14 protein-coding genes are annotated in these 12063 nt (G+C 52.5%); 8 read left to right on the top strand and 6 right to left on the bottom strand.

The window, feature by feature from the left end; translation table 11 throughout:
- Positions 1 to 54 precede the first annotated feature (54 nt).
- A complete protein-coding gene (locus Q6A51_RS05145) occupies positions 55 to 660 on the bottom strand; it encodes an HAD family phosphatase (protein WP_304574258.1) in 606 nt (201 codons plus the stop codon).
- 189 nt (positions 661 to 849) lie between these two features.
- Here Q6A51_RS05145 and Q6A51_RS05140 point away from each other — a divergent pair, with 189 nt between their 5' ends.
- Positions 850 to 1551 carry an MlaA family lipoprotein gene (locus tag Q6A51_RS05140; RefSeq protein ID WP_201002677.1) on the top strand — a complete coding sequence of 234 codons (702 nt, stop codon included), beginning with the start codon at positions 850 to 852 and terminating at the stop codon, positions 1549 to 1551.
- Between the two features lie 74 nt (positions 1552 to 1625).
- On the opposite strand, the gene Q6A51_RS05135 is transcribed toward Q6A51_RS05140, so the two are convergent.
- Positions 1626 to 1925, bottom strand: coding sequence for a PilZ domain-containing protein (locus Q6A51_RS05135; RefSeq protein ID WP_201002675.1), 300 nt, complete (start codon positions 1923 to 1925; stop codon positions 1626 to 1628).
- 265 nt (positions 1926 to 2190) lie between these two features.
- Between Q6A51_RS05135 and rssB the strand changes: the two genes are divergently transcribed.
- Together rssB and rssC are read left to right on the top strand one after the other, a co-directional pair.
- Positions 2191 to 3375 carry a two-component system response regulator RssB gene (gene rssB, locus Q6A51_RS05130; protein WP_201002673.1) on the top strand — a complete coding sequence of 395 codons (1185 nt, stop codon included), beginning with the start codon at positions 2191 to 2193 and terminating at the stop codon, positions 3373 to 3375.
- The gene (rssC, locus tag Q6A51_RS05125) at positions 3372 to 3857 is read left to right on the top strand and encodes an anti-sigma factor antagonist RssC (RefSeq protein ID WP_004881040.1); all 486 of its coding nucleotides are present in this window, start codon (positions 3372 to 3374) and stop codon (positions 3855 to 3857) included. Before rssB ends, rssC begins: the two co-directional genes overlap by 4 nt.
- Positions 3858 to 3936: 79 nt before the next feature.
- Here rssC and tal read toward each other — a convergent pair whose 3' ends face one another.
- Entirely contained in the window at positions 3937 to 4863 is a 927-nt protein-coding gene (gene tal, locus Q6A51_RS05120) for a transaldolase (RefSeq protein WP_201018580.1), read from the bottom strand.
- Positions 4864 to 5305: 442 nt separating this feature from the next.
- On the opposite strand from tal, the gene relB reads away from it, so the two are divergent.
- Entirely contained in the window at positions 5306 to 5503 is a 198-nt protein-coding gene (relB, locus tag Q6A51_RS05115; RefSeq protein ID WP_304574387.1) for a type II toxin-antitoxin system RelB family antitoxin, read from the top strand.
- Between the two features lie 131 nt (positions 5504 to 5634).
- On the opposite strand, the gene Q6A51_RS05110 is transcribed toward relB, so the two are convergent.
- The gene (locus tag Q6A51_RS05110; protein ID WP_304574257.1) at positions 5635 to 6069 is read right to left on the bottom strand and encodes an Sbal_3080 family lipoprotein; all 435 of its coding nucleotides are present in this window, start codon (positions 6067 to 6069) and stop codon (positions 5635 to 5637) included.
- Between the two features lie 330 nt (positions 6070 to 6399).
- Here Q6A51_RS05110 and Q6A51_RS05105 point away from each other — a divergent pair, with 330 nt between their 5' ends.
- Positions 6400 to 6642 carry a CopG family ribbon-helix-helix protein gene (locus Q6A51_RS05105; protein WP_304574256.1) on the top strand — a complete coding sequence of 81 codons (243 nt, stop codon included), beginning with the start codon at positions 6400 to 6402 and terminating at the stop codon, positions 6640 to 6642.
- Positions 6632 to 6916: a type II toxin-antitoxin system RelE/ParE family toxin gene (locus Q6A51_RS05100; RefSeq protein ID WP_304574255.1), complete on the top strand. Its 285-nt coding sequence runs from the start codon at positions 6632 to 6634 to the stop codon at positions 6914 to 6916. The genes Q6A51_RS05105 and Q6A51_RS05100 overlap by 11 nt, the downstream gene beginning before the upstream one ends.
- 143 nt (positions 6917 to 7059) lie before the next feature.
- On the opposite strand, the gene Q6A51_RS05095 is transcribed toward Q6A51_RS05100, so the two are convergent.
- Positions 7060 to 7269, bottom strand: a complete 210-nt coding sequence (locus tag Q6A51_RS05095) for a hypothetical protein (RefSeq protein ID WP_304574254.1) — start codon at positions 7267 to 7269, stop codon at positions 7060 to 7062.
- A 245-nt stretch (positions 7270 to 7514) separates the two neighbouring features.
- On the opposite strand from Q6A51_RS05095, the gene Q6A51_RS05090 reads away from it, so the two are divergent.
- A complete protein-coding gene (locus Q6A51_RS05090; protein WP_304574253.1) occupies positions 7515 to 9380 on the top strand; it encodes a DUF7380 domain-containing protein in 1866 nt (621 codons plus the stop codon).
- Positions 9381 to 9849: 469 nt separating this feature from the next.
- On the opposite strand, the gene Q6A51_RS05085 is transcribed toward Q6A51_RS05090, so the two are convergent.
- Complete coding sequence (locus tag Q6A51_RS05085; RefSeq protein ID WP_304574252.1) at positions 9850 to 10803, bottom strand: helix-turn-helix domain-containing protein; 954 nt, start codon at positions 10801 to 10803, stop codon at positions 9850 to 9852.
- A 206-nt stretch (positions 10804 to 11009) separates the two neighbouring features.
- Here Q6A51_RS05085 and dusA point away from each other — a divergent pair, with 206 nt between their 5' ends.
- Entirely contained in the window at positions 11010 to 12020 is a 1011-nt protein-coding gene (gene dusA, locus Q6A51_RS05080) for a tRNA dihydrouridine(20/20a) synthase DusA (protein WP_304574251.1), read from the top strand.
- Positions 12021 to 12063: the final 43 nt, after the last annotated feature.

Genomic DNA, 12063 nt, shown 5'->3' with positions numbered 1-12063 from the left:
AGGTCCATGACAGCTTAAGACTAATCCACTCCAGAGCTGCCTGCATGATGTGTATCAGGGCTTTTCGCCTTTGCTGCGGCGCAAGGCGATATCCGCAAGGCAGGACTCCAGTTCGCCCAGATGATCAATGACCGAATGCACGCCTTGGGCATAGAGCTTGAGTGTCGCGTGGGCGCGGCGTTGTTCACGTTCGATATCGCTCAAGGCCTGCCATTGCGTGGGAGACAGGCCGCACAATGGGCCGCAGGATGCCAGGCCTATGGTCCAGAGCCCGGCATTGAGGCCTGATTGCAACAGGCGCGGGTCGCCGCTTATCAAGACGCAACCGTCCAGTTGGTCCACTTTCAGTGCCATCAGGGCCAGCCAGCAGGCGTCGGGGGCAGGCCACTTGGTGGTGGGTCGGGGGGCGGGAATGATCCACTCGCTGACGGTCTCGGCCAGCGCATGGCTCAGGTTTTCGGGTAACTCATCGATCCAGGCGCAAGGCATGCCCTGGCTGCTCAGTATTTGCAGAATCTCCAGTGCGCCGGGAGTGGCGAGAGCCAGGTCCGGCTCCTGGGCTCTGATTCCTGCCTGCGCACCAAAGTCCACCAGGCAGCCGCTAAGGCCGAAAAGCAGGGCAGGGAAGGCTGGCAGGGAGTTGGCGACCGGCGCGAGCATGGTGATCTCTCTGAAATACTCATGCACGCTACTGAGGTTTTATGACATTGAGATGACTATGTGGTGACTGCGTTTAAACTGTCAGCGCACTGACAGATCTGACTTATTTGTAACGGAACGCTTTATACTGCCCGTCCTTGCGTGTGGGCTCGCAGTAGCGCGTCATAATCTTGATCAGGAGTTTCAGCTATGCCCGTGATTGGTGCAGGCTTTGCCGAGCGTCTGGCTCGGTTGTGTGTATGTGTGGGTTTGGCCACGCTTCCGGTGGTGGCACAAGCTGCCGAGGACGATCCGTGGGAGGGCGTCAACCGCGTCATTTTCCGCTTCAACGACACTGTCGACACCTACACTCTCAAGCCTATTGCGCAGGGCTATCAATACATAGCACCGCAGTTCGTCGAGGATGGCGTACACAACTTCTTCAACAACATCGGTGACGTGAGCAACCTGGCCAACAACATCCTGCAGGCCAAGCCAGCGGCTGCCGGTGTCGATACTGCGCGTCTTATCGTCAACACCACGTTCGGTCTGCTGGGCGTCATTGACGTCGGTACCCACATGGGCTTGCAGCGCAATGATGAAGATTTCGGCCAGACCTTGGGGTATTGGGGTGTAAGCAGTGGTCCTTACGTTGTGTTGCCGTTCTTCGGCCCAAGCACTGTGCGTGATGCCATCGCTAAATATCCGGATACCTACACCGAACCGTACCGTTACATCGACCATGTGCCAACCCGCAATACTCTGCGAGCAGCGGACCTGATCGATATGCGCGCCAGCCTGCTGTCGGCAGAGCGCATGGTCAGCGGTGACAAATACACCTTCATCCGCAACGCCTATTTGCAGAACCGCGAATTCAAGGTCAAGGATGGACAGGTCGAAGACGATTTTTAATCGTTACCGAATGTTGATCCCATAAATGAAGGCGACCTTGGTCGCCTTTGTCTTTTCTGGAAACGTTTTTGCAATCAATTCATCGAAATGATGGAAAGCCCCAGCTTTTGCCCGCCGCCTTCGATATCCGTCAGCCAGACAACCTCTGTCTGGGCCGACAGCCCCTTGAGTGCCGGATGATCCGAATCGATGCTGACGCTGAGCTTGTCTCCTATCTTGAAGGAGCGTGGCGCCTCGACCTGCATTCCGCTGCTGGACAGGTCGATGCACACAGCCGGAATCACCTGACCAGCGTGAAGCAGGTTGATATCTGCATCGATACGCATGCGAATGTAGTCTCGTTTCTCCTCGTAGCTGCGATCATTTTGACCCATGTCTAGCCCTTCGTTTTGGTTGCTGATTTGTAGGTTCTTATAACTCCCGGCGATTTGCGATGTAAAGACGCAAAGTGAGCAGGGTAGTACGCTTGAAACGCCCGTCGGATGGGAGTACCGTCTGCGCCTTGAAGGGCACCTCTGAAACTTGATCGCCGGTCCGACTGCGGACCTGCCGTTGCAGAGAGGCTAGAAGCGAATCCAGTAAGCAGGTTCCGGCACGGCCGGGCCGCCTACACAACCTGATCTGGCGCCGTTTGCCCACATGCCAAAAACCAGTGCCACGCTGCTGATTATCGATGACGACGACGTAGTGCGTGCGAGTCTTGCCGCCTATCTTGAAGATAGTGGCTTCAGCGTCCTCCAGGCGAGTAATGGCCTGCAGGGAATACAGATATTCGAGCAGCAAAAGCCTGATCTGGTCATTTGCGATCTACGCATGCCCCAGATGGGAGGGCTTGAGCTGATTCGTCAGGTGACAGGCCTTTCTCCTCAGACGCCGGTCATTGTCGTTTCTGGCGCGGGTGTCATGAGCGATGCCGTCGAGGCCTTGCGCCTTGGCGCTGCCGATTATCTGATCAAGCCGCTGGAAGACCTGGCCGTTCTCGAACATTCCGTGCATCGCGCACTGGATCGTGCCCGCCTGCTCCAGGAAAACCAGAACTATCGCGAAAAGCTCGAAACGGCCAATCGCGAGCTGGAAGCGAGCCTTCATCTGTTGCAGGAAGACCAGGATGCCGGTCGTCAGGTGCAGATGAACATGCTGCCGATCAGCCCTTGGGCGATTGATGAGTTCCAGTTCGCCCACCAGATCATCCCGTCACTGTATCTGTCCGGCGACTTTGTGGACTACTTCCGTGTCGATGAGCGGCGCGTGGCGTTCTATCTGGCCGATGTATCGGGCCATGGCGCGTCTTCTGCATTCATTACGGTGTTGTTGAAGTTCATGACCACCCGTTTGCTGTTCGAGTCCAAGCGCGGCGGCACATTGCCTGAATTCAAGCCGTCGGATGTGCTGGGGCATATCAACCGTGGCCTGATCAGTTGCAAGCTGGGCAAGCATGTGACCATGGTCGGTGGGGTCATCGACGAAGACACGGGCATCCTGACCTATGCAGTCGGTGGCCATTTACCGCTGCCTGTGCTGTTTACGGACGGGGAGGCGCGCTATCTGCAAGGTCGTGGCCTTCCTGTCGGATTGTTCAATGAGGCGACCTACCAGGACCATGAACTGGAACTGCCAGCGTCCTTCAGTCTGACGATGTTGTCTGATGGCATACTGGATCTTCTGCCCGGTGATACACTCAAGGAAAAAGAAGCGGTCCTGCCTGAAATGGTGAAGACTGCTGGTGGCAGCCTGGAAGGACTGCAGGAGGTTTTTGAATTGGCTACGCTAGGGGAGATGCCGGATGATATCGCCTTGTTAGTGTTACGCAGGAATCTTGAATGAGTACCGGTAGAATCCAGTTCGCCGAGCAGGAAGGCACCTTCGTTCTGAAGTTCGTGGGCGAAGTGCGTTTGACGCTGTGTTCGGCCTTGGATGCGACGATCGAGAGAATCTTCACCGCGCTGAATTTTTCGGCCGTGGTGATCGATTTGACCGAAACCCGCAGCATCGACAGCACGACACTGGGCCTCCTGGCCAAGCTGTCGATCCTGTCGCGTCAAAAGGTAGGGTTGCTGCCAACCCTCGTGACGACCCATGAAGACATCACGCGGCTGTTGCAGTCGATGGGCTTCGATCAGGTGTTCAACATCGTCGATCGTCCCATCCCGCGCCCTGAATGCCTGACCGACCTGCCGTCGCAGGATCAGTGCGAAGAGGTGGTCAAGGCCAAGGTGCTGGAAGCGCACAAGATCCTGATGGGGTTGAACGACTCCAATCGTGAAGCTTTCCATGACCTGGTCAATGCCCTCGAAGGGCAGCGATAAGCCGAGCTGCAACCTTGCCGCGCTGAATGGCGGGCAATAAAAAGGGCGACCCCCGCGAGGAGGTCGCCCTTTAATGCATTCAGGCCTTGGCGGCGAGCAATGCTTCGAGCTTTTCCTGGTCGCGAGCAAACTGACGAATGCCTTCGGCCAGTTTTTCCGTGGCCATTGCATCTTCGTTGGAAGCCCAGCGGAATTCCTTCTCGGACAGGCTCTGACGGGCTTCGCCTGCGTTGCCCGGTGCCAGTTTCTGCTCCAGGCTGCCGTTGTCTTCTGCCAGTTGCTTGAGCAGGTCCGGGCTGATGGTCAGGCGGTCGCAGCCAGCCAGTTGCTCGATCTGGCTCAGGTTACGGAAGCTGGCACCCATGACCACGGTCTTGAAGTCATTGGCCTTGTAGTAGTTGTAGATGCGGGTCACGGACTGCACGCCCGGATCTTCTGCACCTGTGTACTCCTGGCCCGACGACTTCTTGTACCAGTCGTAGATACGGCCCACGAACGGCGAAATCAGAAACACGCCAGCTTCGGCACAGGCCACAGCCTGGGCGAAAGAGAACAGAAGGGTCAGGTTGGTCTGGATGCCGTCCTTTTCCAGCTTCTCGGCGGCCCTGATGCCTTCCCAGGTAGAAGCCAGCTTGATCAGGATCCGGTCACGACCAATGCCGGCAGCATCGTACAGACTGGCCAGACGCTCGCCGCGCTCGATCATCGCATGGGTATCGAAGGACAGACGGGCATCCACCTCGGTGGAAACACGGCCCGGCACGACATCGAGAATCTTGCGGCCAATGGCGACCGCAAAGCGATCCGAAGCCAGACCGATATCGCCCTTGCTGCCACTGAACGCCTCAGCCAGCAGCTCAGCGTTGCTTTCGCTGGAAGCTGCCTTGAGCAGAAGAGAAGGGTTGGTTGTGGCGTCCACCGGCTTGAGGCGGGCAATGGCATCGAAATCGCCGGTATCGGCAACAACAGTTGTGAATTTCTTGAGTTGATCCAGCTTGGAAGTCATGAGCGTGCTCTGTCCTGTGCGGTTGGATGACATTACCCGAGCGTTGCCTGCCACTCAAGGTCGCAGACCATGATGTCTGCGTTTGAAGGCGTGCTTTCCTCATTCGCAGGCAATAGATGACGCTCGGAGGTATGGAAGCTTGGTTCAGACTAATTACCGATCAGTTAAGGCGTACATGTCACTGTGGGAGGGGCCTTGGCCGCGACGACCTGCTTACAGGCAACACATTTTCAGCGCTTGCATTGAAGCTGTCGCGGCCAACGCCCCTCCCACGGATTGTGGCGCACCCGTTTTTCAAGATTAGCCTCTTAACTGACTGGCATTACTCGGTTCAGACTGGGTTGGAGCGTGGTTGGGGCTGGTTGTTCCCTTGGCACGCTGAACTCACATCAAGATAGCCAAGGCTGAACGTACTAGGCTGACGGTTGTGCTATCTGGAGGTATTCATGAGCGCTCTACTTTCCCCATCGTTTCCGAGTTCGAGACTCAGGAACAGGCCGACGCCTACGAGTGTTGGTTTCACGCCAAGATTGAAGCCTCACTGACCAGTCCGGGTCGCGGTGTTCCTCACAATGAGGTCATGGCGAGAATGGACGCACTTATCGATGCAGCAGAGGCCAGAAAAAGGGCTGCTAAGTGATGCTGCCAGTCGTTTGGCCGAAAAAATATTTCCAGATTTAGCCAAAAGCCTGACCTCTACCGTCGGCCTGATGGTGCGGAAATCTTTAAGCAGATTTCAGGAGAGTACGCAGTCGCACTCTCCTGGCACGTTTAGCGCGCTGGCATATCTTTCAGCAACTGATCCAGTACCGGAGCCATTTTGGTTTCCGTCCCTTGCCATTTGGCCATGGACAACCCGCCTTTCCCGCGCAAGTGATAATGCGCGGCTCCTACCCGACGTTTCTCGCGATCCCAAATCTCTAAATCGGCACTGGAGAGATACGGTACAAAATCCCATGTCCGATAAGCGACGTACGTCATCCGGTACTCGCAACTGGCCGGTACGTGCATGTACACATCAGATTTGATGCCCCGACTTGCAAGCCCGCTCTGCACCACCGATACAAAGTCCGTTACCAGTACTTTGGGGTTTTGTTCTATGCAAATATTTACCGGGCGCACGGCGAGCGGTTCTACTTGAATCGAAGTACAGCCGCTCAACACGCTGAGCCCAATCAAAACCAGACAACTTCCCGTTGCTTTCATGTAAGCCACTCCTTCCTGGACTCCTGCCGAAAGCGGTATGGAGTTATTCAGATATCAGGTTGAGAGCATTCAACCCACTTAGAGGCATAATGCCATGTATGTAGGTGGTCTGTTCTCTAATGCGAGGTAAATTAAGCCCCATGGAGACGGTGTGGTGGTTATAGGATTGATCCAGAGTTGAGCAACCTGCCAGGGTCGAAGGTCCTGAGGGCATGCTCTTGTGAGCAACGAGCAGGTAGCAGCTTCAGATACACCTCGCGACAAGCTGTCGGTTGCCGATGATGTTTGACGGTGTAACATACCCAACCATTACCCAATACCGAGGTTGCCATGGCCGGGATATCCCTGAACCTTCCGGAAGACCTTTCCAACTGCCTGACTGACCTCGCTAAAGCGAATGGTCAGAGTGCGAGCTATCTGGCCATGGACGTGCTTCGTGATTACATAGAGCACGAAAAGACGCTGATCGCGCAGATCGAGCAGGCCGTCAGGGAAGCCGACGAAGGTAAATTTGCAAGCGATGAGCAAGTTGCGGCAATGCGTGCCAAGCGCTGGAGCCGGGATGCGGGTTGAGTGGCTGGAAAAAGCCCTCAAGAATCTGGAAGATGAAGCCAACTACATTGCGCTGGAGAACCCGAAGGCCGCTGACGATTTTTCTGACGCGATCTTCGCGAGCGTCGATAACCTCGCAAAATTTCCTGCCATGGGGCGTGAGGGCCGGGTTAAAAACACACGAGAGTGGGCAGTGCCGAATTGGTCCTATCTGATCCCGTATCGAGTCCGGGGTGATCGTCTGCAAATACTCGGGATTTTTCATACAAGACAACGCCCGCGTTCTCAATGGTGACGTTAAAGTCCCAACACCTGGTTTCCCTGCGTTTGATCCAGAGTCGAACAACCTGCTTGCAGTCGAATGTCTGGCTTTCCTGATAAACTCTCCGGCCATTTTGATTGATCCGTATCCGCGCACAGAAAGCAGTTGAGTTGTCTTTATTGCGCCTGCGTGCTGTGATCGTACACATTTTGACTTGCTACATCGTACCAAGCACTTTCAAAAAATAAGCCAAAACGGGTAAAAAATCTGTATATAAAACCAGCAAAAATGACCGTCGAAAAAACCGAACCCCCCGTAAATTCTGGACAATCAGCGCCTGCGCTGTCTCGCTGCTTCTCCGTTGCGCCGATGATGGATTGGATCACCAACCCCCGTTTTCATTGATCATTCCTGTATTCGTGTTCAGTTTTTGTGCGGAGATCAGTACCGCTTTCGTAACCAGCCTGCGATTTATTGGACAGACGGATTGGACTCTACGCTGAGCGCCAGTGCCTCCAATCCTGGCACTACCGACTGACACTTTCTCACCTACCACGCACTCAGGGTCGTGGCCACCACAGTGATATGAGATAAGCTGAACCCACTAAATATCGCGGGGGGGTCTAAGCACGTGTCAGATAAGGAAATAGAAGAAAAACAACCGCTGATGGATGTAGCAACGCTGGCTGACTTTGTGCACATTGACCCGTCAGCGATCTTGGCCCTGAGCAACTCCCTGCATTTTCACACGTTACAGAGTACCTTTCAGGAAGCATCTCAGGCTGCCAAGGCAAGCGGTGATGAGGCATCCGTTCGTGCATATAACGTACTTGCAGTGATCTGCAGCTACCATTTCAACCCTGACAGAGCAGATGCCTTCACACCGCAGATGATTATGGATGGGCAGAGAACGCTGATACCGAGCGATTTCGTAGAACAACAATTCAAGATCCTCGTGCAAGTCGTCGCAAAATTCGACCATCCTCTGCTGCGGGCGAGGATTGCCGACATTTGCTGGTATATGAACAGGAAGCTGCATGAGGTCGCGATGCTTGCTGCCGAATCCTATCTCCTGGCAGTGCAGGATTTTTTCAGTAAAAAGCTACTTCATCAGTATGAGTCCGATTTCAAAGTGCCCTCAAAAATCACTGAACTTATTGAAAGGACATTTTTGATCTACGCCTCAATCGGCAAGCGCAACGACATACCTCAAATAGCCAAAGATACGCTATTGCTAGCTCATGAAACAGCAAAAGAAAACAGCAACCTTGTCGCATTCAATGATCTCTCCCTTCTGTCTCAAAACTATAAATTGGGTGACTGGAACTTAATCGCAAGTGAAGCCGAATCGCTGGCATCACAGAATAGCAACACACAGTATGCGGAAGCTGTAAAGAAAATATGGGGGCTTGCCGCTTACGCGTACACCAAGCTGGGTGATAAAGAATCAGCGAAACGTTGTAAAGTTTCGGCTGTTGATCAAACGCTTCGAATGAGAGAAAGCGTTAGCCAGTCTTCTGCGAAAGCATACTGGACTAAGCTCGCAATCGGAGAGTACAGATCTATCAAGGGCATGACTGAAGAAGTTCAACAGTTGAAGGCCGAGCTTCTGACACTTGAAGAGGAATCACTTGATGATCTCGCCGAGTTCAGCATGCCCCTTGATCTTTCAGATATACGAAGCCTGACACGAGAGGAATTTGAAGAGTTAGAAGTCCATGAAATGCTTTTTAAACTGGCGCTAATTGACAGCGTCCCGCAGAAGATAGCACTGCACAAAACATGCTTGTCTAGAAGAAATCGATATTTCTTTTCCTCAATGGCAGGAAGAGCTTTCACTGACTCTCAGGGAAAAGTCATAGCTAACTCCCCTTCAGCTCCGCAGGGATCGCTGCCATCAGAAGTATGGTTTGATCATGAAAGTTTGACAGATATTAGTATGCACTGCCATGTAGCTTCAGAAGGAAAAATTAGAGCAGCTTGCCATGCAATGGTTCGGCACCAGCAAATAGATGAGCGGCACCTGATGCCTATTGTGACCAAAAGCGCTTTCGTACCTTACGGCCACGAACATGTATTTGCCCTTGGATTCGCACGCATGATCCAAGGGGATATGGCATCAGCTGCCCACCTTCTTATACCTCAACTTGAAAACTCATTACGGTTTATATTAACCAATGACGGGGCAAACACGGCAAAGCTCAATCCCGACCTTACTCAAGAAGACCAGTCGCTAAGCCAACTCTATACCAATCAGCGGGAAGCGCTTGAGACTAGACTGGGGGCCGACATCACATACATGTTGCATTTACTTTTCAATCTTAAAGGCGGGCCAATGTTGAGGCACGAAATGGCACATGGAAAATTATCAGCAAATGATTGCTTCCATCCAACGTGTGTCTACGCGTGCTGGCTGATTTATCACATTACCTGCCTTCCACTATTGAAGTGCTGGGAAACGCATATTGCAAGCGCAGCCCTAGAGTTGGCTCTTTGATCAACTAGTGTTCCTGATGATTTTTTTGCAATCGTGAGGTTGTAAGTCTTTTCTTGAGTTCGGAGGGGCAAATAGGTAGGTAATTGAGCAAATTACTAGAGGCGGTGATCTTAGTAGAGCGTATGTATCTGCTTGCTTTCGGGAGGGCGCTTGTTAGGATGTTGCAATCACCAATAATAAATTTGATCGCTGTGTTCATGTTATGTGCTTTGGACGCTGTGAGTTGCTCATGACTTTTCGATAAAGACGACAGCGTTGTGCACGTTTCTTATCAAGAGTTTAGCGCGGTGGAGTGTGCCAGTTTTAGTCAGCTAGGTATGATTTTTTCCAGGCTGTTAGATTGGATTTCTAGTTGAGATTAAAATTTAGACTGAACCTTGGGATAGGCACATATGTGGGAGCTCCTAGGTGGTGATTCACTGACTAAGTGGAGCTCCACAGAATGAAGTGATAATCGATGGATGGTGTATTAATAAATTCGGAGTTCTTTCTCGTCCAGTTGAAACTCATCTTCGATGCCGAGTTTTTTCAGTATGGCTGGCAATACTTGATGTATAACTCGCATGCCTACCAAAAGCTCGTTCATATAAATGTCAGGGTGTATACGTGATGCGTTAAAGCCAAGGCTTTCAGCCTCGGCTGCGTGTCCAAGGCCGCCGTGGCCATTATATACAAGATCAAGAAGCTCAGCTTTTAAAGGGGTTCCGGTTTTAAATGCTCTATCTTTTACCAAGCCAATCCAATATTCGTAATCTCTTTCGGTTTTATACTTGAAATTTCTAAAGTTTTTTGCGAGTTCCGGATTTATATCGATTTTTGAGGCGGCAAGAGATATGAGGTTTGGCTCAATTTCTTCAGCGGGTGAATCAAAAAGGTCCATGTCGTCATTGATCAAATATTCTACATACGCGGTGTAGAAACCATGCACGTCAGTAAAAGCTTTAAAAATTTTGTGTATAAGAGATGAGTGTGGATTGTGGATTACTGCCTCCCAATACTCTTCATCATCTTCTTCATTGTTTTTTGCGCTGATTTCTAGCTCAGCAGGAAATACCTCGGGAATTTCAACACCCATTTCTCGGAGAGTGTGGAAGGTGTTCCAGCACAGCCGGTCATTGTCTTCAACTAATGGGGGGCAGTCGTATCCCGTCTCCTCACTCGATTGAGCCATTTCTGCAAGGTAATGAATGAGGCGCTCCCATTTCAGAGCATTCTCACGCGAGCCGCTCCAGATAATAAATTCCGGGTCTTTATCGCCAATCCCCGAAAGCCCCCTCAGCTTTTCTTCCATCTCAAAGGAAAGGTGCTCTCCTTTTTTCCATTTGCTGATCTGGGTCGCAGAAACGCCAAGCCGTGTGGCTAGCTCTTTTTGTGTGCAACCCAAAGCCTCCAGTGACAATTGAACAAGTGCTTCGCTGTGCATGGCATGCTCAAATTTAGTAAATTACCTATCATGATAAACTAGATTTTATGAAGAATTAAGTTTATTAAGTTATAAGTTTACTAAAAAATTTCTGCCGATTCGGATGTCGTGAGACACTAAGTCCGCTCTGGTAGAATTGGCCCCTTCATGCATGTGTTCAGCGGCCGCTAACACGGTCCAGAATTGGTACAAATACGTTGAAAAAAATGTTGCTCGAAACGCTCTGCAGTCCACGTGAATCAAGGCCTACGCCATCCCGCCGCTTCTCCGTCGCGCCGATGATGGACTGGACTGACCGCCATTGCCGGTATTTCCTGCGCCTCCTGTCGAAGAATGCCTTGCTGTACACCGAGATGGTCACCACCGGCGCATTGATCCACGGTGATCGTGAGCGTTTTCTGCGTTACGACGAGGCCGAGCATCCTCTGGCCTTGCAGCTTGGCGGGAGTAATCCTGCTGATCTGGCGACCTGTGCGCGGATGGCTGAGGAAGTAGGGTACGACGAGGTCAATCTGAATGTGGGCTGCCCGAGTGATCGGGTGCAGAACAATATGATTGGCGCATGTCTGATGGCGCATCCCGAGCTGGTGGCCGATTGTGTGAAGTCCATGCAGGACGCCGTTGCTATTCCGGTGACGGTCAAGCACCGGATCGGGATCAATGGCCGTGACAGTTACGCCGAGTTGTGTGATTTCGTCGGCAAGGTTCATGAGGCTGGCTGCAACAGCTTTACGGTGCATGCCCGTATTGCGATTCTGGAAGGGCTCTCGCCCAAGGAAAACCGTGATATTCCGCCGTTGCGCTATGACGTGGCTGCGCAGTTGAAGAGGGATTTTCCTGGTCTGGAGATCATTCTCAATGGCGGGATCAAGACCCTTGAGCAGTGCCAGGAGCATTTGCAGACCTTCGATGGTGTGATGCTCGGGCGTGAGGCTTATCACAACCCCTATCTGCTGGCTGAGGTGGATCGCGAACTGTTCGGTAGCACCGCGCCGGTCATCAGTCGTTCAGACGCTCTGCAAGCGCTACGGCCCTATATCGCCGCGCATATCGAGAGCGGTGGCACCATGCACCATGTCACGCGGCATATCCTGGGGATGGCCCATGGCTTCCCGGGTGCGCGACGCTTTCGTCAGTTGCTGTCGGTCGACATCCACAAGGCAGAAAACCCCTTGTTGTTGCTGGATCAGGCGGCGGAGTTTCTGGCTGGGCGTTAGAAATCTGGTTTATTCGCGAATGAATTCGCTCCCACAGGTGTAG

The organism is Pseudomonas serbiensis, assembly GCF_030580745.1.
Taxonomy (GTDB): domain Bacteria; phylum Pseudomonadota; class Gammaproteobacteria; order Pseudomonadales; family Pseudomonadaceae; genus Aquipseudomonas; species Aquipseudomonas serbiensis.
The sequence above is the reverse complement of the archived record's forward strand: the minus strand, read 5'-3'. Positions and strand labels throughout refer to the sequence as shown.